The following is a 25,994-nucleotide window of genomic DNA, read 5'->3' as shown; positions in this document are numbered from 1 at the left end:
GCTCATCAACGCGCCCGGTATGTGGAACGGGGAACGGTACGGAGAACGGGGGGACGTGCGGGCGGGAACCTTAGCTGCCAGGCCCGGAAGGCAGACCCGGCGCGGCCGCCGCGGCGGCGGGCACGGGCGCGGGCGCGGGCACGCAACCGCAGGAGGCCCGGAGGACCAGGTCGACGGGGAAGATCCTGTTCCGGGTGGGAGACACGCCGTCGAAGTCGATGAGCGCTTCGACGGCCGCCTCGGCCATGGCCTGCACTGGCTGCACAACCGTGCTCAGCGGCGGCCAGCTGTACTCCGCCTCGGCCGAACCGTCGAAGGAGAAAACAGCCAGGTCCTCGGGAACCCGAAGGCCCGCCTCGGACACGGCGCGCAGCAGCCCGACGGCCTGCAGGTCGGAGCTGACAAATACGGCGGTGGGCCGGTCCGCGGACGCGAGCAGCCGCTGCCCGGCCCGGTAGCCGCCCTGGCGGTCGAAGTCGCAGCGCAGAATGGGCCCTTCCGGGAGCCCGGCTTCCGCGAGCCCTTGCTGCCACCCGACCTCGCGGGCATCCAGATCATTGCCGGAGTTCATACCCATGACCAGCGCGATCTTGCGGTGGCCGTGGCCCGCCAGGTGCTGGACGGCACGCCGGGAGCCTTCCAGCAGCTCCACGCCCACCGAGTTGAAGCCCGGCACCTCGCTGCTGTGGTTGAGCAGCACGGCCGGGATCTCGGAATGCTCGAGTTCGGTGAGGTCGGGTTCGAACAGCACGCTGGAGAGGAAGACGCCGTCCACCCGGCGGCTGGCAAGGTTCCTGATCTGGCGGCGTTCGTTGGCGGCCGATCCGCCCGAGTTGGCCAGCAGCAGCGCGTAGCCGCGGGCGGCGGCGGCTTCCTCCACGGCGCGGGCCAGGGTGGCGAAGAAGGGGTTGGTGGTGTCCGGGACCACCATGCCGAGCATCTCGCTGGAGCCCAGTTTCAGTGCGCGCGCCGCGGCATTCGGCCGGTACCCAAGGGCGCTGATGGCCTCGCGCACCTTCGCGGCCGTCACCGGGGAGACCCGCTTGGGTCCGCCGTTCACCACATAACTGACGACGGCGGTGCTGACGCCGGCCAGTCTGGCCACGTCTTTGCGGGTGATCGTGGGCCTGGCGGAGGCTGGCGAGTGTGGCACAGTGACCATGCTACCGCCGGGTTTCCCCGGCAAAGCCTTCCCTGTCAGAACCTTGCGCGGGCAGCCGGGCCGGGGCGTCGCCATGGTCCGGCACGGGCAGCCGCTCCCCGCCGCGAAGGGCGGACTCGTGCGCCACAATCCCCGGGAGGGTGTAGCGGGCCGCCTCCCAGGCGTTGACCGGCGGGAGCGTCCCGGTGTCCACGGCCATGGCGAAGTCGTCCACCAGGAAGTGGTGGCTGCCCTCGTGCCCGTTGTGCAGTCCGCGGAACTCGGCGGGGAGCCGGCCGGCGTCGTGCACGGCGGCCAGCCCGGAGGTGAAAGCGTCCCGCAGGGCCGGTGCGACGCCGGCCAGCGCCGGATCATCGGCATCGAGCGTGGCGTGCGTGGCCAGTTCCGCACTGACATCGGTCACGGACTCTTTGTCCTGCCACACGCTGACCAGGGCCAGCTGCTCGAAGCTGGCTTCGGTGCCGAAGTAGCGGAAGCGGCTTTCGCGCAGGTGGGAGGGGTAGCCGACGCGGCGCATCTCGTTGATGCGCATCGACCCGCCGGTGGAGAGTTCGAACAGCGCGGTCGCGTTGGAGAAATCGTTGCCGAACATGCTGATGTCTTTGTCGAAGACGCCGTCGCCGCGCTCGTCGGCGACGCCAATGCAGCTGACGCTGACGGCGTGGCCGCCGATCGCGCCCAGGACCCCGCCGGTTGAGTGGGTGGGGTACAGCATGGGCGGGTAGCTGGCGGTGCGCTTCCAGTCCTCCCCGCCGCTGTACTGGTAGGCCTCATAGAAGCCCAGGTCCATGTCGTGCACGTAGTCGCCCTCGGCATAAAAAATGCGGCCGAACGCGCCCTCGGCACGGCGCTTGCGGGCGTACACCGTGGCGGGGTTGTAGTAGCTTGTCTCGCCCATCATGTAGGTCAGGCCCGTCTCGCGGACGGCCTCGATGATCCGGGCGATCTCGTCCTCGCTGATAGCCATCGGCACTGCCGAGTAGACGTGCTTGCCGGCGCGGAGCGCCTGCAAGACCAGCGGCCCGTGCGTCCAGCGCTGGGTGAAGATCGCCACGGCGTCCAGGTCGCCGTCGAGCATGGCCTCGAAGCTGGGATAAGTGCCCGCGAGGCCGAGCCGCTCCCGGAGGGCCTCGGCCCGTTCCGGCAGGACATCGGTGACGTGGACTTCTGAAATTGCGGGGTGGGCGTCGAAGAGTTTGGCGAAGGCACCTGCGAACTGCCCGGCGCCGACGATGCCTAGTGAGAACGTCATGCACGCAAGTTTCACATCAGTTTCTACTCGAGTCAATACCTAGTGATGAGCGGAAAGTTTCACCCCGGAAACATAAAAGAAACTGTTGCGCATTCAAAAGTTACTCGTGTAGATTCAAGCCTCAGTTGTAATCCACCTCACAGCGGAGGAACCTCAAATGACCACCACAACTGCCCGCGGAGCCGCCCCGGCCCGCAAGGCGACCGGCACGGGAACAGGCGATGCCGCCCCCCGCCGCCGGCGTCGAACCCGGAGCGACCTGAGGGTCGCCCTTCTCTTCATCGCCCCGGCCATGCTCGGCTTCGTGGTGTTCTACCTTGTGCCGAGCATCCGGGGTCTCTACCTGAGCTTCACCGAATACAACATCCTCGGAACGCCCAAGTGGATCGGCGGCGCCAACTACGCGGCAATCGCCAAGGACCCGCTGTTCTGGAACGCGCTGGGCGTCACCACCCAGTACGTCCTGATCAACATCGTCCTGCAGACCGTCCTGGCCCTGGGCCTGGCCCTCCTGATGCACCGGGTCGCCAAGTCGACCTTCATCCGCGGCAGCCTGCTGCTGCCCTACCTGATGGCGAACGTGATCGCCGCGCTCCTGTGGTTCTGGCTGCTGGACTACCAGATCGGCATCGTGAACAACCTCATCGACGCCATAGGACTGCCCCGCATCGCCTTCTTCGGCAGCGAGGAATGGGCCATCCCCACCCAGGCCCTGATCAACACCTGGCGGCACATGGGCTACACGGCCCTGCTGATCTTTGCCGGCCTCCAGGCCATCCCCCAGCACCTGTATGAGGTCGCCAACCTGGACGGCGCCTCACCCTTCCAGACCTTCTGGAAGATCACGATGCCGCTGCTTCGGCCCGTCGTCGTGCTGGTCCTGGTTGTCACCGTCATCGGCTCGTTCCAGGTGTTCGACACCGTCGCCGTCACCACCCAGGGCGGCCCGATCAACGCCAGCCGCGTCCTGCAGTACTACATCTACCAGCGGGCGTTCACGGAGTCTGACTTCGGTTATGGCTCGGCCCTCGCTGTCATCCTCTTCGTCATCCTCGCCCTGGTCGCCTTCATCCAGATGAAGTTCCTCAAGGGCAACGAGTCGGACCTGGACTAAGGAGTCCCAGCATGACTACTGCCACTTCAGCCATCCCCGTCCGGCGCCGCCGCTTCAACTGGCGCCGCGCCGGAGCCTGGGCCCTTGTGATCCTTGCCGTCGCCGTCTCGGTACTGCCCTTCTACTGGGTCCTGCGCACCTCACTGTCCTCCAACAGCGCACTGGCCAGCAACGCGTCCAACCTGCTGCCGGCCGACTTCAACCTCGGCGCGTACAAGCGGGTCTTCGGCCTCCAGACCGCCCAGGAAGCCATGGCGGAAGGAGGCTCCGGAGCCAAGATCGACTTCTGGATCTACCTGCGCAACACAGTCCTGTTCGCCGGGATCACCACCGCCGGCGCCGTCTTCTTCAGCGCCATGGCTGCCTACGCCTTCTCCCGCCTGCGCTGGCGGGGCCGGAACGCCGTGTTCAGCCTCTTCCTGGCCACCATGATGGTCCCGCCGATCTTCACCGCACTTCCTAACTTCCTGCTGATCAAGAACCTCGGCCTGCTGAACACCATGCTCGGCATGGTGCTGCCCTACCTCTTCATGACCCCGTTCGCGATCTTCTTCCTGCGGCAGTTCTTCCTGAACATGTCCCGTGAAGTGGAGGAGGCCGCCATGCTCGACGGCGCCAAGCACCTGCGCATCTTCTTCCAGATTGTCCTGCCCAACGCCGCCGCCCCGATCGCCACCCTGGCGTTGTTGACCTTCATCGGGCAGTGGAACGAGTACTTCTGGCCGCTGCTGGTCGGCAATCAGGAAAACGTCCGCGTTCTCACTGTTGGCCTGGGCGTCTTCAAGTCCCAGTCACCCCAGGGTGCACCGGACTGGTCCGGTCTCATGGCCGCGACCCTCATCTCCGCCCTGCCTGTTCTGCTGCTCTTCATCGCCTTCGGTAAGAAGATCGTCAACTCCATCGGCTTCTCCGGAATCAAGTAACCCGCCCCACCCCGTGCTGGACGGTCCAGCCGCCCCCGCATCCAAAAACACCGTCCCAAAGCCCCTTCCCGAAAAAACCGTCCCGAAAGGACCCCCATGAACAAGAAAGCAGTCGGCGCCCTCGCCGCCGCGGCCGCCGCTGTCCTCGCCCTCTCCGCCTGCGGAAGCGGCGGAGAAGCCTCAGGCGCCTCAGGCGATGAAGCCAAGGGTGAGATCAGCTACTGGCTCTGGGACTCCAACCAGCTCCCGGCCTACCAGCAGTGCGCCGATGACTTCCACACGGCCAACCCGGACATCACCGTCAAGATCACCCAGCGCGGCTGGGACGACTACTGGAGCACCCTGACCAACGGCTTTGTCGCCGGCACCGCCCCGGACGTCTTCACCGACCACCTGGCCAAGTACCCCGAATTCGCCAAGACCGGTCAGCTGCTGGCCTTGGACGACGCCGTCGCGAACGATCACGTCGACCTCACCCAGTACAACAAAGGTCTCGCCGATCTCTGGGTCGGCGAGGATGGCAAGCGCTACGGACTGCCCAAGGACTGGGACACGATCTCGCTTTTCTACAACAAGAAGCTCGCCGCCGGCGCCGGAATCAGCGATGAACAGATGAAAACCCTGACCTGGAACCCGCAGGACGGGGGCACCTATGAAAAGGCGATCGCGCACCTGACCGTGGACAAGAACGGCAAGCGCGGAGACGAGCCCGGCTTCGACAAGACGAAGGTGGAGGTCTACGGCCTCGGCCTGAACAGCTCCGGCTCCGGCCAGGGCCAGACCGAGTGGAGCTACCTGACCGGCACCACCGGGTGGACCCACACGGACAAGAACCCGTGGGGCACACACTTCAACTACGACGACCCCAAGTTCCAGGAATCCATCGCCTGGTTCGCCGGGCTGGCGGAGAAGGGTTACATGCCCAAACTGGAAACCACCGTCGGTGCGAGCATGGCGGACACCTTCGCGGCCGGGAAGTCTGTCATCAACGCCCACGGGTCGTGGATGATCGGCCAGTACACCGGCCACAAGGGCGTCGACGTCGGAATCGCCCCGACCCCCACCGGCCCCGACGGCAAGCGGTCCTCCATGTTCAACGGCCTGGCCGACTCCGTGTGGGCCGGCACGAAGAAGCCCGCCGCCGCCGTGAAGTTCGCCGAGTACCTGGGATCCGCCGCCTGCCAGGACGTCGTGGCCTCCAAGGCCGTGGTGTTCCCCGCGATCAAGTCCTCTTCGGACAAGGCAGAAGCCGCCTTCAAGGCCAAGGGCGTGGACGTGACGCCCTTCACCCAGCAGGTCAAGGAGAGCACCACCTTCCTGTTCCCGATCGCCGACAAGGCGGCCAAGGTGGACGGCATCATGAAGCCGGCCATGGACGCCGTGGTCTCCGGAAAGCAGCCGGCCAGTTCCCTCTCGCAGGCCAACGACCAGGTCAACTCGCTGTTCAACAAATAGGCCGTTCAACAAGTAAGCCGTTCAACAAGTGAGCCTCTGAAGCCACAGCCGCCCGCCACGGCGGCGCCCGGTGCGCGGGGTCCCGAGCCGGGATCCCGCGCACCAGCACCTGACTTCCGCACTACTGAAAGCGAATCCCATGCACCCCGTGCACCTGCGTTCTGCCGGCACCAGCCTCCTGCTGGCCTTCGACTCCGGCGAGGCCGAGATCGTCCACTGGGGCGCCGACCTCGGGGACCACCTCCCCGACCTGGCGATCCTCCGCGGGCCCGTCCCCCACTCCGCCTTCGACGTCCCGGTCACCGCCGGACTGCTGCCGCAGGCCTCCTCCGGCTGGGCCGGTCGGCCCGGCCTCCGCGGGTACCGGAGCGCCGACGGCGTCCCCGGCCGGGACTTCTCGCCGGCCCTGCGGGTGGTTTCAACCGAGGTGCGCGGCGGCGGCCGCGGCGTCCTCATCATCCAGCGGGACTCCGACGCCGGGCTGGAGGTCAGCACCGAGCTCACCCTTCACCCCGGTGGCCTCCTGGAGCTGGCGCACACCCTGAGCAACGGCGGCACGGCCGCCTACCAGCTCGAGGAACTTGCAGCAGTGCTGCCGGTGCCACGGAATGCCACGGAACTGCTTGACCTCACCGGGCGCTGGTGCCGCGAAAACCACCCGCGGCGGCACGCCGTCCAGCAGGGCACCTGGGTCCGCACCGGCCGGCACGGCCGCACCGGCCACGATTCCTCACTGCTGGTCGCCGCCGGCACCGCCGGCTTCTCCAACCGCCGAGGCCAAGTCTGGGCAACGCACTTCGGCTGGAGCGGCAACCACGAGCAGTACCTCGACAGCCTCGCCGACGGCCGGCGGATGCTCGGCGCCGCGGAGCTGCTCGGCTCCGGCGAAGTGCTGCTGCACCCCGGCGGCAGCTACCGGACGCCGTCGCTCTTCGCCGCGTACTCCGGGCGCGGCCTGGACGGCATCACCGAGGCCTTCTACGACTGGTTCCGCGCCCGGCCCCAACACGTGGACACCACGTCCGGGCGGCTCCGCCCCGTGGTCCTCAACACCTGGGAGGCGGTGTACTTCGACCACCGCCTCGAACCCCTGCTGGAACTCGCCGACTCCGCCGCCGAGCTCGGCGTGGAACGCTTCGTCCTCGACGACGGCTGGTTCCGCGGCCGCCGCGACGACCACGCTGGCCTGGGCGACTGGTACGTCGACGAAGGCCTCTGGCCCAAGGGCCTGACCCCGCTGATCGACGCCGTCACCGGCCACGGCATGGAGTTCGGTCTGTGGGTGGAGCCGGAGATGGTCAACCTGGACTCCGACGTCGCCCGCGAACACCCGGACTGGATCGTGGGCCCGTCGGCGCTTTCCCACAAGGACGGCGGCCGCCTCCCGCAGCCCTGGCGCCACCAGCACGTCCTGGACCTCGCCAATCCGGAGGCCTGGCAATACATCTATGGCTGCCTCGACGCCCTGCTGCGCGAGAACAACATCGCCTACCTCAAGTGGGACCAGAACCGTGACCTCACCGAGCACGGCAGCGGCGGACGCCCGTCCGTCCACGAACAGACGCTGGCCGCCTACCGCCTCTTCGACGCGCTCAAGGCTACCCACCCGGACGTGGAGATCGAGAGCTGCTCCTCCGGCGGGGCACGCGTGGACCTCGGCATCCTGCAGCGCACTGACCGCGTGTGGGCATCGGACTGCAACGACGCCCTCGAGCGCCAGACCATCCAGCGGTGGACCCAGGCGGTCCTCCCGCCGGAACTCGTCGGAGCGCATGTCGGCCCCACCACCTCGCACACCACCGCACGCACCCACGACATCTCGTTCCGCGCCATCACCGCCCTCTTTGGCCACTTCGGCATGGAGTGGGACATCCGCGCGGCCACGGATGACGAGCGGGCCACACTGCGCCGCGCGATTGCGCTCTACAAGCGCCACCGGGCACTGATCCACTCCGGCAAACGCGTGAACGCGGACACCGCCGAGCCCACCCTGAGTGTCCACGGTGTGGTCGCGCACGACGCCGGCGAGGCCCTGTTCGCGGCCGTGTCGCTGGCCACCGCCCCGGGAGAAGTCCCCGGCCAGGCCTCCCTGCCGGGCCTCGACCCCAAGCGGACCTATCGTGTCCGGGCCGAACTGCCCACCCCCCTCGACGGCGACTACGAGCACACGTTCACGCAGATCCGCCCGCCGGCATGGCTGGAAGACGGCGCCGTCGCCTCCGGCGCCTTCCTCCAGCACGTCGGCCTGCCTCTGCCGGTCCTGAATCCGGAGCATGCCCTGCTCCTGCACGTCCAGGCCGTCTGAACACCGCCGGGCTGCCGGCCGAGGGGCGCGGCGGGCTCGCGGCAGAGGGACTCGCGGCTGTAATCAGCCGCGCGGGTCACTCCCCGGGAGCCCGCCGGCACAGCGAGGCTACGGCCCAGACTGACATCAACAGCGCCACCAGCAGGAGTCCGGCGTCGCCCAGGTCCACCGAGCCGAGCCAGCCCGTCAGCGGGTCCCCCAGCCCGAACACCTCATGAACGGCCCCGCCCAGGGTGATGACCGCAATGAAGAGGGCCGACACCGCAGAAATGCCCGTGATGACGGCATTGAAGCCTAGTTTGCGCCGCGGATCCGTTGAAGGCGCCCATGGCCAGCAGGAACAGCCCCGACACCGCGCTACCGGTCAGCCCCAGCAGCAGGTTCCCGGGAGTCCCCTCGGCAATGAAGCTCCCCACCACGGATGCCCCGGACACCACGAGCAATCCGGCGAGGACCACCACCGAGCTGTGGCCCAGGCTGAACGCGAAGCCCACGCTAATCGGATGGCGGTGTTCGGCCGCGAACTTCCGGGTGGAGTTATCGATCGCCGCGAGGTGGTCCCAGTCGTAGCTGTGTTTCACGCCCGCCAGGTAGGCCGTCAGGACCAGCCCGATCCCCAGCGGCTGTCCGCCTCCGGCCGCGCCGGCTACCAGGAGCACGACGGCGGCAACGTGCAGTGCGGCCACCGCACCGAAGGTCACCAGCATCCGGGTCCGCAGCGGCAGCTGCGCCCGCTCACGGTAGAGCCGGGACAATACCGCCATTTGCCCGGTCGTGGCCATCAGTACTTCCTCAGGTCCAGGGGATCCTGCCCGTACCAGCGTTTCCGCAACAAGGAGGTGGCGGCCCCCGCCACGCGCTGAAGTCCCTCGGTGCTGTTCGAGAGCGACCTCATCACCAGCCCGGCCGTTCCCAGGACCGTGGCGGTGAGGGAGATGCCAGTATGGGCCCCGTAGCCGGCCGTGATCTCGTGGAGTTCATCGGCGAGGGCTTGGTCCACCCGCGGATCCACCACGATCAGCGACCCCAGATGACTGAAGCCCTCCATGAACGCCATGCCAGTCACGTCGCCCAAGGGTGGCCGGATGAGCACGTTGTCCAGGGCCAGCAGCCCGCTCTCGCCCCCGCCCTCCCCCGCGGATTCGACCCGTATCTCCGTCCGCAGCCGCAGCTCCTCATATCGGAACGAGGCCCCGTCCGGCGACCACCCGGGAGTGACGATTTCGGCCATGATGAGGCTCGACGACGGCCGTACCGTCACGTGCGTATTCTGCCGGTAGCTGGCCTCCCGGTAGGCAATCACCTGATCCGGGGCGAGCTCCAGGTGCGCTCCCTCCCCCAGGCGCAGCCGCATCCGCTGCTCCGCAAAGGACCCCGGAGTCCGGTAGATCTTGGTGGCCGACTGCGTGGCGAGCAGCAACTTCGCCCCGTCCGCCACCTCCACGTCAATCACATACAGATCGGCCCCCAAATATGCCCCGCCGGGATTGACGAGCACATAACAAACCTGCCCGGACCCATCCAAGTAATGCGGCCGCAGAACCCGCAAAGCCCCGCGATGAAACTGATGCGTGGCCACCGACCTTTCCCCTCGCACGGCGACCACGAGTTCGAGCTCCCCCACCGGGGACTTAACCGCGGAGGCGGCGAGGCCGGATTTTGGGGCCGCGGCGTGGCGGGCACCGCGAAGCGGGCACGGCCCCAAATCCGGCGAAGCCGCCGGTCTCCGCACAATCGCCGTCATGACGCCAGGTCGAGCATCAGGACGTCGCGCCGCACCCATTCGATGACGCGCTCCAGCCCTTCGTCGGTCTTAAGGTTCGTGAAACAGAACGGTTTCTCGCCCCGGAATTCCTTGGAATCCCGTTCCATGACCGACAGGTCTGCGCCCACGTGGGGTGCGAGGTCGGTCTTGTTGATGATGAAGAGATCGGACTTGATCATGCCCTGGCCGGCCTTGCGCGGGATCTTCTCGCCCTGGGCGACGTCGATGATGTAGATGGAGAAATCCACGAGTTCCGGACTGAAGGTGGCAGAGAGGTTGTCGCCGCCGGATTCGACAAAGATCACCTGCAGGTCCGGGTGCCGTTTCTTCAATTCCTCGATGGCCGCCGTGTTCATGGAGGTATCCTCGCGGATGGCGGTGTGCGGGCAGCCGCCGGTTTCGACGCCGATGATCCGGTCCAGCGGGAGGATCCCGTTGGCGGCAAGGATCTTGGCGTCCTCGATCGTGTAGATGTCGTTGGTGATGGCCGCCATGGAGATTTCCCGGCTCATGTGGCGCGTGAGGCGCTCCACGAGCTGGGTCTTGCCGGCACCCACCGGGCCGCCGATGCCGATTTTGATGGGCTCAGACATATTCTTCTCCAGACATATTTCCTGTATTGGACCAACTTGTAGTGCTCGGTCAGCTCATGAACATGCGGGCGCGCTGGCGTTCGTGCCGCATCTGCGAAATTTCCAATCCGGGGCTCACGGCCCCGAAGTCGTCAGGCGTGAGGTGGATGGCCCGCTCGGCCGCGGCAGCGACGCCGTCGGCCGCCTTCCGCAGGAGCCGCTGGCCGGCGTTCTGCCCCAGGGGGATCGCCCGGACGGCGTTTTGCGTCAGCGACGTGACCGTGGCGAACAGGTAGGCGGCGAGGGCCTCGGGCAGCGGGACTCCCAGGGAACAGGCAATCACCGCGAAAGCCAGCGGCTGGTGGCCGGCGCCCCGGCCCGAAGCCACCAACGCCCGGTATTCCGCCAGTTCAGGGGAAGGAAAGACCTCCGCGCCAATCTCCAGCAGCCGGGTTCCCATCTTGGTGCTGGCCTCGCGCATCTGCCGCGCCAACAGCTGGGCGGTCAGCAACGCGTCCAGTTCAGCAACAGCAACGCCCTCGTAGAGGAACCGGATGGCCAGCGCGTCCGAATACGTCAGCTGCTGCGAAATGAACGCCGCCAGCCACACCCCAAACGACTCCTCATCGTGCACCAGCCCGCGCTCCACATAGGTCTCAAACCCGAGCGAGTGAGCAAACGCCCCGGTAGGCAGCGCAGAATCCGTCAGCTGCTGGAGGGCGAGCTGGTAGGGCGCGAAATCAGTGCGAGTGTTCGGCATGGCGGAAGGGGACGGGCATCACGCGCTCCTGGCGGTCGTAGGGCGCTCCGACGCGTTTGAGATAGTCCTCCACAGTGTGGTCGTACTGGCACACCATCACCTCTGCCCCATAGTCCGAGGACGCATCGAAGAACTGGGCCTGCAGGTGCCGGTTGCCCAGGGAGTGCGCCACCACGCCCATCTCGTGGATGGAGCGCGGGGCGATCACCAGGACGTCGGTGGGCAGCACCGAGACCACGATCATGTTGGTCCCGGCCACGTGCAGGATGTCGCCGTCGCGCAGGTCCCCGGAACCGGAGGGGAGGCGCAGGCCCAACTCTTTCCCGTGGTCGGTGGTGACGCGCTGGATGCGCTTGACCAGCTGGGCGCTGGGCAGGACGACCTTTTCCTGGTGCAGCCCGGCATACGGGTCCGGCCCGGGAGGAAGTTCGTGTGTGTTGCCGAGGACCTTTTCGATGATCATGTGCGTCTCCTCTGGAAGCCTAGAAAAGGAAGTAGCGCTGCGCCAGGGGCAGGACGTCCGACGGTTCGCACGTGACGTCCTCGCCGTCGACCGTCACCTTGTACGTTTCCGGATCCACCACGATCTCCGGGGTGGCGCCGTTGTACTTCAGGTCCGCCTTCGTCAGACTGCGGATGCCGGACACCGGCCGGATGACTTTCTCCAGTCCGAGTTCTTCCGGAACCCCGGCCTCGATGGCGGCCTGGGACAGGAAGGTGATGGAGGACTGCTGCAGTGCCTTGCCGTAGGCGGCAAACATCGGCCGCATGGTGCGCGGCTGCGGAGTGGGAATGGAGGCGTTGGCGTCCCCCATGAGGGCGTAGGCGATCTGGCCGCCCTTGATCACCAGCTCCGGTTTGACTCCGAAGAAAGCCGGATCCCAGAGCACGAGGTCCGCGAACTTGCCGACCTCCACCGAGCCGATCGAGTCGGCCATGCCCTGCGCGATGGCCGGATTGATGGTGTATTTCGCCACGTAGCGCTTCAACCGGAAGTTATCGCTCTCAGCGCCCAGACCAGAAGCCGCTCCGTGGACACCGCCGTCGGGGTCCTTGAGCACGCCGCGCTGCTTCTTCATCTTGTCCGCCACCTGCCAGGTTCGGATGATGACCTCGCCCACTCGGCCCATGGCCTGGGAGTCCGAGGACGTGATCGCGAAGATGCCCAGGTCCTGCAGGACGTCCTCGGCGGCGATGGTCTCGGCGCGGATGCGGGAGTCCGCGAACGCAACGTCCTCGGGGATGTCCGGGTTCAGGTGGTGACACACCATGAGCATGTCCAGGTGCTCTTCGATCGTGTTGCGCGTGTACGGCAGCGTGGGGTTCGTGGAGGCCGGCAGGACGTTGGGCAGCCCGGCGATCTTGATGATGTCCGGGGCGTGGCCACCGCCGGCGCCCTCGGTGTGGAAGGTGTGGATCACGCGGCCGTCGATGGCCCGGATGGTGTCCTCCACGAACCCGCACTCGTTCAGGGTGTCGGTGTGGATGGCCACCTGGACGTCGTACTGGTCCGCGACCTGCAGCGAGGTGTCGATCGAGGAGGTGGTGGAGCCCCAGTCCTCATGGACTTTCAGCCCGATCGCGCCGGCGCGGATCTGCTCGGCCAGGGGTTCGACGGCGGACGCGTGCCCCTTGCCGAACAGGCCGATGTTGATCGGCAGCCCTTCGGCGGCCTGCAGCATCCGCTGGATGTGCCATTTCCCGGGCGTGACCGTGGTGGCCTTGGTGCCTTCGGCGGGGCCCGTGCCGCCGCCCACCATCGTGGTCACCCCGCTGCACAGGGCGGCGGGAACCTGGTCCGGGGAGATGAAGTGGATGTGGGAGTCCACGCCGCCGGCGGTCAGGATCTTCCGTTCGCCGGCAATGATCTCGGTGCTGGCACCGATCACGATGTCCACGCCGTCGGTGATCTGCGGGTTGCCTGCCTTGCCGATCCGGAAGATGTGGCCGTCGCGGAGCGCGACGTCGGCCTTGTAAATGCCGGTGTAGTCCAGCACCACGACGTTCGTGATCACGGTGTCCGGAATTTCGCCGCCGAAACCAGTACTGCCCTCCCCGTCCCGGGTCAGTTGGCCGTTCTGGCCCATGCCGTCGCGGATCACCTTGCCGCCGCCGAACACCACTTCCTCGCCGTAGACGGTGAGGTCATTCTCGATCTCGAGGAACAGATCGGTGTCGGCGAGCCGGATGGCGTCGCCAGTCGTCGGGCCGTAGAGGTCCGCGTACTGCCTGCGGGACAATTCGAAACTCACTGTGGATCGCCTTTCCGTCCGGGAACGTGGAGTCCGGTCTCGTGGAGTGCGCCGTTGACGGCGTTGCTGAGGCCGTACACTTCACGGCGGCCCGCGAGTTCGATCAGCCGGACGGTCCTTCTATCCCCTGGTTCGAACCGTGCGGCGGTGCCGGCCGGAATGTCCAGGCGGCGGCCGTAGGCGGCCTGCCGGTCGAACTGCAGCGCGGCGTTCGCTTCGGCGAAGTGGTAGTGCGAGCCCACCTGGACGGGCCGGTCGCCGGTGTTGGTCACGGCGACATCGATCGCCTCGCGGCCGGCATTGAGCGTCAGCGGCGCGGTGCCGAGAACGTATTCTCCGGGAATCATCGGGGCTCTCCTAGCGGATGGGATCGTGGACGGTGACGAGCTTGGTGCCGTCCGGGAAGGTGGCCTCGACCTGGACGTCGTGGATCATTTCCGGCACGCCCTCCATGACGTCGTCGCGGCCCAGGAGGGTGGTTCCGTAACTCATGAGCTCCGCCACGGTCCGGCCGTCCCGGGCGCCCTCGATCAGTTCATAGCTGATGATGGCGACGGCCTCGGGGAAGTTCAGCTTCAGGCCGCGTGCCTGGCGGCGCCGGGCGAGGTCCGCCGCGACCACGATCATGAGCTTTTCCTGCTCACGGGGCAATAAGTGCATGACGGAATCCCTTCAAGAACCGGCCGGCTGGCGGACCGCAGATGCTGCGGTGTGACCAGCGTAGGCCGGGAAGATTTCCCTCGTGTTTCCGGCGTCACATGTGCCGGCGTCCGGCACGGCTCCCGCGCCCCTACCCGCATCCCTACCCGGGGGGCCGCCAGCGGGCCTGGAATTCGGGGTGGTCGGCGTACGGCAGGGCCAGCGTGTTCAAGGACAGGGTGGTCCATTCGATCACGTCCGGCACCCATCCGGCGTCCGCCGGTTCCTGGCTGACCAGTGCCGCCAGGACGGACTGCCGGGCGGATTCAATGATGTCGATCAGCCGGCGTTTGGCCTCGCACTCGCGAAGCAGGCGGCGTTCGTACCACTCGCCGGAAACGGCCAGGGTGGGGTCGCCGAGCAGCTTCAGGGCGGCAGCTTCGTCTTCTCTTATCCGTGCGGTCAGGAACTCGACGATGTCCACGGACCGAGCCTATGCGTGCTGGCCGTCACACGGCTATGCCTAGCGTTTGCCCTTTTTCCGGGATCCCTTGCCGCGGCCCTTGTCCGGGTTCGGCGCGTACCGCTGGGCCACCTTGGGCTTCTTGACCGCGGGGCCACGCCGGTCCGGCTTGGGTTCCCGCTTGGGCTTTTCCTGCTGCGCCGAGGGCTGGCGGGAGCTCGCCGCGGTGCGCCCGCGGACAATCCCGATGAATTCCTCGATCACCTCATCCGTAGTGTCGCTGGGCCACGCCAGGGCGATCTCCGTGACGGGCGCACCGGTGAGTTTCCGGGCCACGGTGTCTTTGACGTTGAAGTGCCGGGCTATGGACATCGGCAGGATCACCAGCCCGGCACCGGTCGCCACCACCTGCAGGGCCATCGCGGCGCCGCCAAGTTCCCGCACGTCGAGGAAGGTCTCCTTGGAGAGGTCCGCCAGGTCCACTTCCTCGAACACCGAGATCTCGTGTCCCTTGGGTCCCACCACCACCGGCTGTTCCTCGTAAAGCGGGATCACACTGAGGCCTTCGCGTTCCACCGGCAACCGGACGAAACTCAGGTCCGCGGAGCCGTCGCGGAGCACGGCAAGCTGGGTGCCGTCGTCGGACATAAAGGAGTGCAACGGAACATCGGGCATCCGTTCCTCCCAGCGCCGGATCCATTTTCCTGGCGTGACGCCGGCGACGTACGCGAAGCGCAGCTCCCGCACTGCTTCGGCCGGGACGGCGGCGGTTTCGTCGGGGGTCTGGGGTGTTTCATCGGCTGCGGACACATGTTCACAGTACCGCCCGGGCTGGTGCAGGGCTCAGTGCCGGTGCCCGGTCAGCCTCTGGCCGGATACCCTTGAAGCATGACCTCTGCAAACTCCCAGTCCATGAAGCCGGCCACCGTTGCCAAGAAGCTTGGCATCTACCTGCCCGCAACACCCCAGGAGTTCCAGGATTCGGTCATCACCCGCGCCGATTTCGCCGAGCTCCAGGCCAACCCGCCGGAGTGGCTCGCGGAACTGCGGCGCAACGGCCCGCATCCCCGCCCGGTGGTCGCGCAGAAACTCAACGTCTCCATCAGCGGCCTGGCCCGCGGCGGTATTGAGGAAGCGCTGACGACGGCGGAAATCACCGCGCTGCTGCAGGCTCCCCCCGCGTGGCTGGTCGCCGAACGCTCCACCCACGCCGCCGTCCGCGCCGAGGCCCAGCGGGTCAAGGACGAGGCCGCCAAGAAGGACGCCAAAAAGGCCCGCGCCAAGGCCGAATAGCGGCGGGGGGCTCCTCCCGGCCCCTATTTTCATGCTGCGGACGCAGGACTATGCTCGCGGGATGAGTCGGGACCGCCGGCCCGATCCCCATGTTCACTCCCCATCCACCAGCCACCGGCGGAGCATCGGGAAGGAAACAGGCCATGGCCTTCAAGATCGGATACTTTGTCGGGAGCCTTTCGAGCCATTCCATCAACCGCACCCTGTCCAAGGCCCTGATCCGGCTTGCACCCGCGGAGCTGGAGTTCACGGAAATCCCCATCAAAGACCTGCCGCTGTACAGCCCGGACTTTGACGCCGCCTTTCCGCCGGAAGCGCAGGCCCTCAAGGATGCAATCGCCGCGTCCGACGGCATCCTGTTTGTCTCGCCCGAATACAACCGGTCCATCCCCGGAGCGCTCAAGAACGCCATCGACTGGGGATCCCGGCCCTGGGGCACCAACTCCTTCGCCCGCAAGCCCACCGGGATCACCGGCGCCTCCCCCGGCGGCATCGGCACGGCCGTGATGCAGTCCTCATTCCGGAGCGTGCTGAGCTTCCTCGACGCGCCGCAACTCAATGCGCCGGAGGCGTACATCCGCTTCGTTCCGGAGGTCTACGGCGAGGACGGCGAAGTCAAAGACGAGGCCACGGCCAAGCTGCTGCGCCACTACATGGAGGAGTATGCCTCCTTCGTGGAGCGGGTCCTGGCCGCCAACGCGCCCGGCCATATCGGCGACGAGCACCCGGACAAGGACAAAGTGAGCCGCTAGGCCCTGCACCCCGGGTGGCTGGCCTCTTCCGGCCGGTCCTGGTGTGGCTAGTCCTGGTGCAGCTGCACGTAGTTGCCGCAGCCGTCATCCAACACCGCGGTGGTCCCGCCAGGGCCCTCGGACGGCTCCGCCTGGAACATCACGCCCTTGGCCGCCAGCCGGGCATATTCGGCGCGCACGTCGGGCACGCCAAAGACGATCGCGGGAATTCCGGCGTCGTGCAGGCCGTTCATGTACGCCGCCCCGATCGGGTTGTCACTGGGCTCCAGCAGCAGTCCGGCGCCGCCGGCCCCGTCCGGATCCTTGACGATGAAGAGGTTGTGCTCTGGCATGGCCATCAGCGTTTCAAAGCCCAGGATGCCGGTGTAGAACTCATGGGCCGAGGCCGGATCCTTGACGTGGATACTGCACATTTTCAGTCGCATGGCCCCTAGGCTACGCCGGGCGCACCCCTGAAGGAACCGCGGCGCGGCCTCCGCGACAGCCTCAGCGGCGGCCGTCCCGGCTCACCGGCGCGGGGTCCTGCCGGCTGTCCGGCAGGGCCGAACGGCCATTGACGGTCCCGCCGCGAGGGATTCCAATGGAACTAGCGGAACAGCACCCGTCCGGGACGGTTCCGCCGGAGGTGTGCAATGACGTCGCTCTCACAATCCGGTGCCCTCGCGGCCGGGCAGTTCCTGGCCCTTGCGCTCGTCGTTGCCGGGGCGGCATTCGTCTCGGTGTACCTGGCCCGCAAGCACCTGGCAGCCGGCGAGGGGCGCTCAGAGGGCGCAGACGGCGCGTTTTGGGACGTTTTCGCCGGACTCGCCGTTATGGTTCCCGCCGTCCTGATCGCCTCCTTCACGTGGCCCTGGGCCGGCCTGGCGCTCGGCATGCTGGCCACGGTGACGGCCTTGGCGGCTTTTGCGGCCGCTCCCCGGCTGCTCCGCCGGCAGGAATCGCGCCGGGCCGGCCGGAAGACTCAGCTCATGAACGAGGCCGCGGCTGAGCGGCACAAGAGCGCCCTCGCCCGGTGGCAACGCTACGAACTTGATCCCGGGTACTCGATTGACTACCCGGCGATGAGCGATCCCCGGCAGCCAGAAACGGCCGCCCTGATCCGGGCCATCAAGGCCGCCGGGCGTCCCGGCGGCCGCACGGACAGCGGCTCCGCTGATACGGCGTACGCTCCGGCAGTGGACCAGCTGGAACGTGCCCTGGCTGCCGCTGAACGCGCGGCCGGCGTCGACCCCGCGGGGCTCCATGGCCCGGACCGCGCCCACAGCTCACTTTCGGAATTGCTGATTCCGCAGTTCCCGCCCAACCTCGGAAGGAACCACCATGACTGACATCACGATCATCGGCAGCGGCAATATGGCACGGGCGATCGGAACCCGGGCCGTCGCCGCCGGCCGCTCCGTTCAGGTTCTGGACCGGACACCGGAGAATGCCGCCAAGCTCGCTGCTGAACTTGGCGGCACCACCACCTCCGGCGGCCTGAGCGAGGTTCCCGAGGGCGACATCGTCGTCCTGGCGCTCTACTTCGGCCCCGCGAAGGAAGTTGCCACGCATTTCGGCGACACGCTCAGCGGCAAGACGGTCGTGGAGATCAGCAATCCGATCGACACTGAAACCTTCGATTCACTGGTAGTCGGCCCGGGGACGTCAGCGGCCGAGGAAATCGCCGCGCTGCTGCCGGGCGCACGGGTGGTGAAAGCGTTCAACACCACCTTCGCCGGGACGCTCGGCGCCGGGACCACCGGCGGCATGCCGCTGGATGTCTTCATCGCCTCGGACTCGGAACAAGCCCGCAATGAGGTCGCAGCATTTGCAGAAGCCGCGGGCCTGCGTCCGATTCAGGTCGGCGGACTGCGCCACGCCCGGGAGCTCGAAGGCTTCCAGCTGCTGATCATGGCGCTGCAGGTCAACCCCGCGTATCCCGACTTCAATTGGGGCACCGGCCTGAAAATCATCGACTAGGAATCGGCCGGCAGCAGCCCGGATTCCCCGCCGGCCCGGTCCGGCACGCTACAGCTCTACCGTTGCGCTCTCGCCCACACTCATGCGGCTGTTGGAGACCTTGGACTTGATCCACTGCAGCGCGGTGGCCGCCGTGCCGCCCGGGCTGGTCCAGTACTCGGCGGAGTCCGAGTCGACGTGCAGCAGAACCACCTCCGGGGTGTCAGGTCCGTCCGGGAACCAGGCCTCCACCACTTGGTTCCACATGTCACGGATCAGCTGCCGGTCGGTCACGACTTCGGCGGTCCCCGCCACGGAGACCCATTCGGTGCGCTTACCGAAGGAAACGTTCACGGCCGGGTTCGCCCGGATGTGGGCCACCTGCGAGGTGGTCGCCGACGTGAAGAACCACATGTCGCCGTCGTCCTTGACCTCCTGGACGGCCAGCGGCCGGCTGACGAGCGCGCCTTCTTCGTTGATGGTGGTGAACATTCCGATGTGCGAATCGTTGATGATGTCCGTGACTTTGCTGATGCTGGCGGCATCCGACATGCTCTCACCTCGTTCTCGTTCCAACAGAGGAAGGTCCCCCTCCGGACAGCCTATTGGTAAGTGTGCTTACTTTCCAAGGGCTGCCGGACGGGGACCTTCCCTGGCCGGAAGAGGCCGCGGGCTCAATTTCCCCGGGACAGGACCTCGCCCTTGAAGAACTCGGGCCGCACCTTGGCCATGGCCAGCATGAGCACCACGCCCAGCAGGATGACGCCCATGCCAAGGATGAAGACCAGTCCCAGACCGCCGATCGAGGAGCCTGAACCGTATGCCGGATCCATGGAGTCGTAGGCGGTCTTGAAGAACATGACCAGCAGGATGACGCCGCCCAGAAGGGGCGCGAGGAACTTGAAGAAGAACGCATGCGCTCCGCTGAACGCCTCGGCGCGGAAGAACCAGACACAGGCCAGCGCGGTGATGCCGTAGTAGAAACAGATCATCATGCCCAGCGCCGTGATGGTATCCCACAGCGCGTTCTCCGACGTCGTGCGGGTAATGACGTAGAACGCGGCGGCCGCCACGGCCGAGGCGATCGTGGCATAGCTCGGCGACTTGTGCGTGGGGCTGATCCTGCTGAACTTCTTCGGCAGGGCCTTGTAGTGGCCCATGGACAGCAGGGTCCGCGCCGGCGAGACGAAGGTGGACTGCAGGGACGCGGCCGAGCTGCTGAGGATGGCCAGGGACATCAGGATGGCGAAGGGGCCCATCACGGGTCCCGCGAGAACGGCGAAGATGCTGCCCTGGTTCTCCGGATTGCCGGCGCCCAGGCCTTCCGTACCGATTCCGGCGTACGACAGCGTGGCCAGGGCAACGGTCATGTAAATGATCACGATGACCAGCACGGTGACGGTAGCGGCACGGCCCGGGGTCTTTTCCGGGTTCTTGGTCTCCTCATTCATGGTCAGCGTGACGTCCCAGCCCCAGTAAATGAAGATGGACAGCGAAACGCCGGCGGCAAAGGCGGAGAAGGATTCGACCGCGAAGGGGTTGAACCAGTCCGGCGCGATGGCCGTGGCGTCAAAAGCAGTTCCGTTGGCGACGTGGCTGAACGCAGCCACGGCGAACCAGCCGAGCACCAGCAGCTGGAATCCCACGAGCACGTACTGCACCGTCTTGGTGGTTTCCATGCCGCGGTACGAGATCCAGCACGCGAGCGTGATGAACACCAGCGTGGTGGCGATATTCAGCGGCAGGTTCTTGGTGAGATCGGCGAGGTCCGGATTGCCGAAGATCTGCCCCAGCATCAGGTAGAAGAAGTCCACCGCGACGGCGGCCAGATTCGAGAGCACGATGATGGTCGCCGCAACGAGCCCCCAGCCGCCCATCCAGCCAAGCCACGGGCCAAAGGCCCGCGAGGCCCACGTGAAGGAGGTGCCGGCGTCGGGCATGGCGTTGTTCAGCTCGCGGTAGCCGAACGCCACGAGCAGCATCGGGACGAAGCCCACCAGGAAGACCGCCGGCAAGTGCACGCCGACCTCGGCGACGGTGGGGCCCAGGGCCGCCGTCAAGGTATACGCCGGGGCGATGCAGGAAACGCCGATCACAACGGCGCCAATCAGGCCTACCGAGCCTGCTTTCAGGCCCTTCTCGCTGAGTCCGTGCTGGTCTTCAGTGTTCTCTCCGGGGTGCTGTCCGGTTTGCGACGTATTGGACATCGCGTGGTCGGCGCTCATTGTTGTGCCTCTCGGGGGACGTCATTCGACGCTGAATGGTTCATCTGCTTGAGTTCATAGTCACTCGGGACCACAATCATCGGCACCGGCAGGGCGCGCAGAATGCGGTTGGCCGTGCTGCCGAGGAAGATGGACCGGCTCCTGGCAAGCCTGCTCGATCCGATCAACAGGACCTCGCCGTCTTCCCAGTTCAGGCGGTCCACCGCTTCCTCGATGCTGCGGCCCTGCGCGACGACGACTTCCGTCTTCGGTTCCTCCCGGACGTCATGCTCGCTACCGGGCAGGGCCGCTACGAGGTGTTTCGTCGCGTACTCCCGCGCCGCTTCGGCGGCGCTGGCGGCACCGGCAGCATCGCCGCCGTCGAGCGCCAGAAGCGACACCACGCGCAGCGGGACGTCCCGGTTCGCGGCCATGCCGAGGGCGAAATCGAGCAGCTTCTCGGCGCCCGCCCGGGTGCCGAGCCCGCAGCTGATCCGGGTCAGGGCCTCCTGGCGGTGGTAGCCATGCGGTGCCAGGGCCACCGGAACGGTGGACGCGTGGAGCAGGGCGCTGGCCACCGACCCGATCGAGAACCGCTTGAAGATCCCGCTGCTGGTGGCACCGATGATGAGCAGGTCCGCCCCGAACTCCTCGGCGGCCGCGATGAGCGCGTGGGCGTCGGAATCGCCGCTGCGGACGTGGGCCCGGGCGGGGACACCGGCCGGAACCAGTGCCAGCGCCTGGTCCAGCCACTCCTGCGCCTGCTCATTGAGCAGGTGCTCGAATCCGACCCTGGGTGCGTGGGCGGCCCCGAACTGCTGCACTTCGGGAACCACCAGCACAAGTTCCAGGCTCGCGCCCCGCCCGAGAGCCAGGGAAACGGCCAGATTGACCGCATCGTGGCCTCTGGCATTGGCTGAGTACCCCACTACGTAACGCATCCGGCCGCTCTCCTTACTGAACTGAACAGGACTGTTGGGTGATTTTCAGGAGGTGACGGAGGCGCGGTCCGCGGCGGCGACGATCCGTGCCGCCGTGATCTGACCCATCCGCACGGCGCCGTCGACGTGCTGGTAGCCCTCGGCCGCGAGGTCGGAGGAGGACCAGTAGATCGGGCCGACCGGCTTCAGCTGGTCCTTGCCGTAACGGTGCAGGCCGCCGAGGTCGTAGCTCGCGGCGTAGGCACCGCGGGTCCATTCCTCCGAGCCCCAGTCGGACTCGTAATAGACCTCGGGATCCAGGGCCTTTTCGCCGAGGAAGGACGCGATCGATTCGAGGATGGCGCGGCGGCGGTCCTCTGCGCTGAGCTCGAACATGGCGTCGGCTTTCTCGTCCGAGACGAAGCCCACCAGCGTGCCGCGGGGGTCCTCGTGGTTCGTGTTGTCGTAGACCTCCTGCACCAGGGCGCCGGCGCCGAACGCGGTGCCGGAGAGGCCGTCTTCACGCCAGAACGGCGTGCTGTAGACGGCGTGAACCTTGATGACCAGGCCCAGCGACTGGTGCTGGTGCATCTGGTGCTGGCGGCGGGGCAGCGGCGGGTTGAAGGACACCCGGGAGTAGAGGTTCGGCGGCACGGCCATGATGACGAACCGGGCGTTCACGATGGCCCGTTCGGAAACGGCGGTGACACGGTGTGCGCCGCTCGCATCTTCGGCCCAGTTGATGGTGCGGACCGGGCTGTCCAGGACGACGTCGTCCCCCAGTTCCGCTGCCTGCAGCAGCGAAACCTGCTGCATCCCGCCGACAACCCGCTTGTCCAGGATGAAGTCCTCATCCGTGAGATTGGTGAAGGACCCGGCGGAGGCTGCCATCAGGACGGCCTGCAGGGCGGAGAAGGCGTGGGCGGGCTTGGTCAGCATGCCGCCGGCGATGAACAGGCCGATGTTGTTGCAGGCTTCCTCATCTGAGGAATTCTCCCGCAGCCAGTGGTGGAAGGAAATGGTGTCCAGCTCGCGGGCCTTGGGGTGTGCCCACGGCTCCTCGGGACCGATTTCCGCGGCCAGGGAGTCCAGCAGGGCCGTGAGCTTGTCCATTTCGGCGGCCGTGGTTTCGTTGACCGGGAAGGTCTCGCCGGTGTAGAGGGTGCGCTTGCCGTCCGCGCCGATGTAGACGGACTTGCCGTCGCGGTAGCGGGAGTAGGTCTGCAATCCAAGATCTTCGATCAGGGCCAGGAGCGCCGTCTGATCCGGCGAAACCCACTGGCCGCCGATTTCGAGCATGGCGCCGTCGACCGTGTCGGTCCAGGTCCGGCCGCCGACCCGGTCCCGCGCCTCGAGCACTGCGACGCTCAGTCCGGCCTTCTTCAGTTGGCGTGCGGCGGTCAGCCCGGACGGGCCTGCTCCGACGATGACGACGTCGCGGTCAAGTTCCAGCATGATGTTTCCTCCCCGTGGCCGCTTAGGTGATGCGGACCACTAAATGAATGACGTTCATTTATGATGATAGGACTTTCTGCCGGATTGGGGAAGACCCCCGGGCTAAAGAAAATTTCGCCCGTAAAGTGGGAGCAGAATAGGAACATCCGAAACCGCCAGCCAAGCTGAGCAGAAAGGCCCGGAATGTCGGCAGCAACCAGCGCCCCCGCGGATCCGCACAGCTCCGCCACCAATCCGCGCCGCCGCGTGGGCCGGCCCGCCGCGGCCGTGCTGGACCAGGCAGGCATCACGTTGGCGGCCCTGCAGCTGATCGGCAAGAGCGGTTACGACGGCTTCACCATGGCGGCTCTGGCGAGAACCCTCGACGTGGCTCCGTCTGCGCTGTACAACCATGTCTCCTCCAAGCGGGACGTCCTGGTACTGGTCCAGGACCACCTGACCTCGTTCGTGGACGTCGCCGCGTTCGAGTCCGGGCCCTGGGAGCAGGCCGTGCGGGACTGGGCCTGGAGCTACCGCGACGTGTTCTCCAAGCACACGCCCCTGATCCCCGTCATCGCCGTACTGCCCGTCGCCGATGCGCCCAGGACGCTTGCCATGTATGAGGCCGTCAGCGCCGGCTTCAGCCGCGCGGGCTTCCCGCAAGAGCGCATCATTCCGGCCATCGTGGCGCTCGAGTCCTTCATCTTTGGCTCGGCCTACGACGCCACGGCGCCGGCGGACATCTTCGATTCCGGCAGCATGGCGTCCTCGACGCCGAATTTCACCTCCGCGGTCCAGCGCCTGGCCGAGGACAGCCAAGAAAAACCTGCCGACGTCGCTTTCAGCCTGGGGCTCGAGGCACTCCTGGCCGGACTCGGGGCGCTGCGGACCGCGTAGCGGGCTGGAGTTTCCCCACCTTCAACGCCACGGGGCAGCCACACGCCGGCGGTTCGGCGCAACACGCTGCCCCAAGCCTCCGAAGGTGGGGAAACCCCGACGCCATTGGGCCTTCCAGCATTGTGGATCGGTGATTCCAGCCGCGTGGGTTAAACGAAAGGAACCCCGGTCCGAAGACCGGGGTTCCTTTCGATTGCGTGCGCGAGGGGGGATTTGAACCCCCACGCCCTTTCGGACACTGGCACCTGAAGCCAGCGCGTCTGCCGTTCCGCCACTCGCGCGCAACTTCTTCCACTCGGATAGCGCCGGTTTCCCGGACCGCCAACCTCGTAAAAGCAGCGAGATCAAGCATAACGGACAATTGCGGGAAAACACCAATCGGGCCGGTTGGGTGCCGGTTCCCGGAGTATTCCGAGGTCCGGGCGCCCTGCTGCCGGGCCTCTCGGCGGGTACCGTCGGGACGGCCGCCCCGGGGATGTCCGCGCACTTCAGGGCGTGGCCGGGGCTGTTTTCGGCGTCGCACCGGGGGCGTCCATTGAGGCCATTCCCAGACACGCCCAGTAGTATCTGATGTAGGAGTGTCCGCGGACAGCGGGCTCGCAAAAGTTGGAAACCGAGTTCCGGAACGAACGCTGCCCGGCAGCCATCAGGAAAGGAGAAGGACCATGGGATTGCTGGACAAAGTCGAGCGCGGCATCGAAAAGGCCGTCCGCGGCGTCTTCTCCACCGGCTCTCGCGCCCAGGTTGAGCCTGTCGAAATCGCTAGCCGACTCCGTGCCGAAGTGGACAACAAGGCCATCACCATTGCCGCGGGACGCACGCTGGCCCCCAACGTTTTTGATGTTCTCCTCAGCCCCGACGATTTCCAGCGCGCCCAAGAATGGGGCACCCCGCTTGCGGAAGAACTGTGCGACGTCGTCATCAACCACGTCCGCAGCCAGGGCTACACCCTCCAGGGACCGGTCCGGATCAGTTTCCGCCGCGATGAGGAGCAGCGCGCCGGAAATTTCGACATTACCTCGCGGACCGAGAAGGCTTCTGCGCCTTCCGTCCCGGCCCATCCGGGAGTTCACGGCCATGTGCCGGCCGCTCCGACCCGCCAGCCCGCGCAGCTTCAACCCGTGCTTGACATCGATGGGCAGCGCTATTCTCTCAACGCGCCGTCGATCGTCCTCGGACGGTCCTCGGACGCGGACATCCTCATTGACGACACCGGTGTTTCGCGCCGCCACCTGGAAATCCGGACGGGGCCGGGTTCAGCCCAGGCGATCGATCTCGGCTCCACGAACGGCAGCTATGTCAACGGCCAAAAGATCGTGGGCAGTTCGGAACTTACTGACGGCGCCACAATCACGATGGGACGGACCAAAATCATATTCCGCCTACTGCCCGCCACAACAGGCGGACGCGCATGAGCGAACTGACCATCACGGCCCTGCGTTTCGGGTTCCTTATCCTCCTGTGGGTGCTGATCTTCAGCATCGTCTCTGCCATGCGCCGGGATCTGATGATCGGCCGCAAGGCAGCGGCCGGAGCCCCCACCGCACGGCAGGTGCGCAAGAACCCGTCCCTCGCCGAGCCGCCGCCCGCACCCGTCAAGCAGCAGGCACGCCAGCTCGTGGTGACCGAGGGTCCGCTCAAGGGCACCACAATCCCGCTGGCGGCGAGCCCCATCCTTTTGGGCCGGGCGCAGGAAGCCACCCTTGTCCTGGAGGATGACTATGCCTCGGGCCGTCACGCCCGTCTGTTCCCGCAGGGCAGCCGCTGGTTCATCGAGGACCTCGGCTCCACAAATGGCACGTATCTGGCAGACCAGCAGCTGACCCGGGCCCTCCCGGTCGAGCTGGGCGTCCCCGTGAGAATCGGCAAGACGGTCATTGAATTGAGGCCGTAG

At 66.7% G+C, this 25,994-nt stretch carries 27 protein-coding genes, 1 tRNA gene and 1 pseudogene; 11 read left to right on the top strand and 18 right to left on the bottom strand.

The features are described 5' to 3' along the window. Positions 1 to 70: 70 nt before the first annotated feature. A complete protein-coding gene (locus BLR03_RS01880) occupies positions 71 to 1,162 on the bottom strand; it encodes a LacI family DNA-binding transcriptional regulator (protein WP_091248649.1) in 1,092 nt (363 codons plus the stop codon). A 1-nt stretch (position 1,163) separates the two neighbouring features. Then, positions 1,164 to 2,414, bottom strand: coding sequence for a Gfo/Idh/MocA family protein (locus tag BLR03_RS01875; RefSeq protein WP_091248861.1), 1,251 nt, complete (start codon positions 2,412 to 2,414; stop codon positions 1,164 to 1,166). A gap of 292 nt (positions 2,415 to 2,706) precedes the next feature. On the opposite strand from BLR03_RS01875, the gene BLR03_RS01870 reads away from it, so the two are divergent. The 4 genes from BLR03_RS01870 to BLR03_RS01855 all read left to right on the top strand — a co-directional run bounded on the left by BLR03_RS01870 (position 2,707) and on the right by BLR03_RS01855 (position 8,211). Next, a complete protein-coding gene (locus BLR03_RS01870; protein ID WP_237563366.1) occupies positions 2,707 to 3,528 on the top strand; it encodes a carbohydrate ABC transporter permease in 822 nt (273 codons plus the stop codon). Positions 3,529 to 3,539: 11 nt separating this feature from the next. Continuing rightward, positions 3,540 to 4,451 carry a carbohydrate ABC transporter permease gene (locus tag BLR03_RS01865; RefSeq protein ID WP_091248643.1) on the top strand — a complete coding sequence of 304 codons (912 nt, stop codon included), beginning with the start codon at positions 3,540 to 3,542 and terminating at the stop codon, positions 4,449 to 4,451. A 96-nt stretch (positions 4,452 to 4,547) separates the two neighbouring features. After that, positions 4,548 to 5,906, top strand: a complete 1,359-nt coding sequence (locus BLR03_RS01860) for an ABC transporter substrate-binding protein (RefSeq protein WP_091248642.1) — start codon at positions 4,548 to 4,550, stop codon at positions 5,904 to 5,906. 139 nt (positions 5,907 to 6,045) lie between these two features. After that, positions 6,046 to 8,211: an alpha-galactosidase gene (locus tag BLR03_RS01855; protein WP_091248639.1), complete on the top strand. Its 2,166-nt coding sequence runs from the start codon at positions 6,046 to 6,048 to the stop codon at positions 8,209 to 8,211. Positions 8,212 to 8,287: 76 nt separating this feature from the next. Here the strand turns inward: BLR03_RS01855 and BLR03_RS01850 are convergent. The 10 genes and pseudogenes from BLR03_RS01850 to BLR03_RS01805 all read right to left on the bottom strand — a co-directional run bounded on the left by BLR03_RS01850 (position 8,288) and on the right by BLR03_RS01805 (position 15,472). Further along, a pseudogene (locus tag BLR03_RS01850) lies at positions 8,288 to 8,975 on the bottom strand (hypothetical protein). Positions 8,976 to 8,992: 17 nt separating this feature from the next. Beyond that, entirely contained in the window at positions 8,993 to 9,709 is a 717-nt protein-coding gene (locus BLR03_RS01845; RefSeq protein ID WP_091248859.1) for an urease accessory protein UreD, read from the bottom strand. 242 nt (positions 9,710 to 9,951) lie between these two features. Then, positions 9,952 to 10,569, bottom strand: a complete 618-nt coding sequence (gene ureG / locus BLR03_RS01840; protein WP_091248638.1) for an urease accessory protein UreG — start codon at positions 10,567 to 10,569, stop codon at positions 9,952 to 9,954. Between the two features lie 49 nt (positions 10,570 to 10,618). Further along, complete coding sequence (locus BLR03_RS01835; RefSeq protein ID WP_091248635.1) at positions 10,619 to 11,308, bottom strand: urease accessory protein UreF; 690 nt, start codon at positions 11,306 to 11,308, stop codon at positions 10,619 to 10,621. Further along, positions 11,289 to 11,771 carry an urease accessory protein UreE gene (gene ureE / locus BLR03_RS01830; protein ID WP_091248632.1) on the bottom strand — a complete coding sequence of 161 codons (483 nt, stop codon included), beginning with the start codon at positions 11,769 to 11,771 and terminating at the stop codon, positions 11,289 to 11,291. Before ureE ends, BLR03_RS01835 begins: the two co-directional genes overlap by 20 nt. A 19-nt stretch (positions 11,772 to 11,790) precedes the next feature. After that, positions 11,791 to 13,560 carry an urease subunit alpha gene (gene ureC, locus BLR03_RS01825; RefSeq protein WP_091248629.1) on the bottom strand — a complete coding sequence of 590 codons (1,770 nt, stop codon included), beginning with the start codon at positions 13,558 to 13,560 and terminating at the stop codon, positions 11,791 to 11,793. Beyond that, positions 13,557 to 13,907 carry an urease subunit beta gene (locus BLR03_RS01820; protein ID WP_091248626.1) on the bottom strand — a complete coding sequence of 117 codons (351 nt, stop codon included), beginning with the start codon at positions 13,905 to 13,907 and terminating at the stop codon, positions 13,557 to 13,559. Before BLR03_RS01820 ends, ureC begins: the two co-directional genes overlap by 4 nt. A gap of 10 nt (positions 13,908 to 13,917) precedes the next feature. Then, positions 13,918 to 14,220 (bottom strand): urease subunit gamma, encoded by a 303-nt coding sequence (locus BLR03_RS01815; RefSeq protein WP_091248625.1) that lies wholly within the window; start codon positions 14,218 to 14,220, stop codon positions 13,918 to 13,920. Between the two features lie 142 nt (positions 14,221 to 14,362). Then, positions 14,363 to 14,683 (bottom strand): DUF6221 family protein, encoded by a 321-nt coding sequence (locus BLR03_RS01810; protein WP_091248622.1) that lies wholly within the window; start codon positions 14,681 to 14,683, stop codon positions 14,363 to 14,365. 39 nt (positions 14,684 to 14,722) lie between these two features. Continuing rightward, positions 14,723 to 15,472, bottom strand: coding sequence for a LysR family substrate-binding domain-containing protein (locus BLR03_RS01805; protein ID WP_175460368.1), 750 nt, complete (start codon positions 15,470 to 15,472; stop codon positions 14,723 to 14,725). Between the two features lie 78 nt (positions 15,473 to 15,550). Between BLR03_RS01805 and BLR03_RS01800 the strand changes: the two genes are divergently transcribed. Continuing rightward, positions 15,551 to 15,955, top strand: coding sequence for a DUF5997 family protein (locus tag BLR03_RS01800; RefSeq protein WP_091248620.1), 405 nt, complete (start codon positions 15,551 to 15,553; stop codon positions 15,953 to 15,955). Positions 15,956 to 16,098: 143 nt separating this feature from the next. Continuing rightward, entirely contained in the window at positions 16,099 to 16,707 is a 609-nt protein-coding gene (locus BLR03_RS01795; protein WP_091248618.1) for an NADPH-dependent FMN reductase, read from the top strand. A 47-nt stretch (positions 16,708 to 16,754) separates the two neighbouring features. On the opposite strand, the gene BLR03_RS01790 is transcribed toward BLR03_RS01795, so the two are convergent. Next, complete coding sequence (locus tag BLR03_RS01790; RefSeq protein ID WP_091248617.1) at positions 16,755 to 17,132, bottom strand: VOC family protein; 378 nt, start codon at positions 17,130 to 17,132, stop codon at positions 16,755 to 16,757. Between the two features lie 207 nt (positions 17,133 to 17,339). Here BLR03_RS01790 and BLR03_RS01785 point away from each other — a divergent pair, with 207 nt between their 5' ends. Together BLR03_RS01785 and BLR03_RS01780 are read left to right on the top strand one after the other, a co-directional pair. Next, positions 17,340 to 18,035, top strand: coding sequence for a hypothetical protein (locus BLR03_RS01785; RefSeq protein ID WP_091248614.1), 696 nt, complete (start codon positions 17,340 to 17,342; stop codon positions 18,033 to 18,035). Continuing rightward, positions 18,028 to 18,666, top strand: coding sequence for an NADPH-dependent F420 reductase (locus BLR03_RS01780; protein ID WP_091248611.1), 639 nt, complete (start codon positions 18,028 to 18,030; stop codon positions 18,664 to 18,666). The genes BLR03_RS01785 and BLR03_RS01780 overlap by 8 nt, the downstream gene beginning before the upstream one ends. A 48-nt stretch (positions 18,667 to 18,714) precedes the next feature. On the opposite strand, the gene BLR03_RS01775 is transcribed toward BLR03_RS01780, so the two are convergent. The 4 genes from BLR03_RS01775 to BLR03_RS01760 all read right to left on the bottom strand — a co-directional run bounded on the left by BLR03_RS01775 (position 18,715) and on the right by BLR03_RS01760 (position 23,224). Then, positions 18,715 to 19,197: a pyridoxamine 5'-phosphate oxidase family protein gene (locus tag BLR03_RS01775; protein ID WP_091248608.1), complete on the bottom strand. Its 483-nt coding sequence runs from the start codon at positions 19,195 to 19,197 to the stop codon at positions 18,715 to 18,717. Between the two features lie 122 nt (positions 19,198 to 19,319). Further along, positions 19,320 to 20,852 carry an APC family permease gene (locus BLR03_RS01770; protein ID WP_091248854.1) on the bottom strand — a complete coding sequence of 511 codons (1,533 nt, stop codon included), beginning with the start codon at positions 20,850 to 20,852 and terminating at the stop codon, positions 19,320 to 19,322. A 14-nt stretch (positions 20,853 to 20,866) separates the two neighbouring features. Continuing rightward, positions 20,867 to 21,790, bottom strand: coding sequence for a universal stress protein (locus tag BLR03_RS01765; RefSeq protein ID WP_091248605.1), 924 nt, complete (start codon positions 21,788 to 21,790; stop codon positions 20,867 to 20,869). A gap of 45 nt (positions 21,791 to 21,835) precedes the next feature. After that, positions 21,836 to 23,224 carry a flavin monoamine oxidase family protein gene (locus BLR03_RS01760; protein WP_091248602.1) on the bottom strand — a complete coding sequence of 463 codons (1,389 nt, stop codon included), beginning with the start codon at positions 23,222 to 23,224 and terminating at the stop codon, positions 21,836 to 21,838. A gap of 183 nt (positions 23,225 to 23,407) precedes the next feature. Between BLR03_RS01760 and BLR03_RS01755 the strand changes: the two genes are divergently transcribed. Continuing rightward, on the top strand, positions 23,408 to 24,100 hold the full coding sequence (locus tag BLR03_RS01755; protein ID WP_091248599.1) for a TetR/AcrR family transcriptional regulator: 693 nt from the start codon (positions 23,408 to 23,410) through the stop codon (positions 24,098 to 24,100). 198 nt (positions 24,101 to 24,298) lie between these two features. Here BLR03_RS01755 and BLR03_RS01750 read toward each other — a convergent pair. Next, positions 24,299 to 24,381: transfer RNA gene (locus BLR03_RS01750), tRNA-Leu, on the bottom strand. A gap of 384 nt (positions 24,382 to 24,765) precedes the next feature. On the opposite strand from BLR03_RS01750, the gene BLR03_RS01745 reads away from it, so the two are divergent. Then, positions 24,766 to 25,515 carry an FhaA domain-containing protein gene (locus tag BLR03_RS01745; protein ID WP_091248596.1) on the top strand — a complete coding sequence of 250 codons (750 nt, stop codon included), beginning with the start codon at positions 24,766 to 24,768 and terminating at the stop codon, positions 25,513 to 25,515. Then, the gene (locus BLR03_RS01740) at positions 25,512 to 25,994 is read left to right on the top strand and encodes an FHA domain-containing protein FhaB/FipA (protein WP_091248594.1); all 483 of its coding nucleotides are present in this window, start codon (positions 25,512 to 25,514) and stop codon (positions 25,992 to 25,994) included. The genes BLR03_RS01745 and BLR03_RS01740 overlap by 4 nt, the downstream gene beginning before the upstream one ends.

This window comes from Arthrobacter sp. ok909 (assembly GCF_900104405.1).
Classification (GTDB): Bacteria; Actinomycetota; Actinomycetes; order Actinomycetales; family Micrococcaceae; genus Arthrobacter; species Arthrobacter humicola.
The sequence above is the reverse complement of the archived record's forward strand: the minus strand, read 5'-3'. Positions and strand labels throughout refer to the sequence as shown.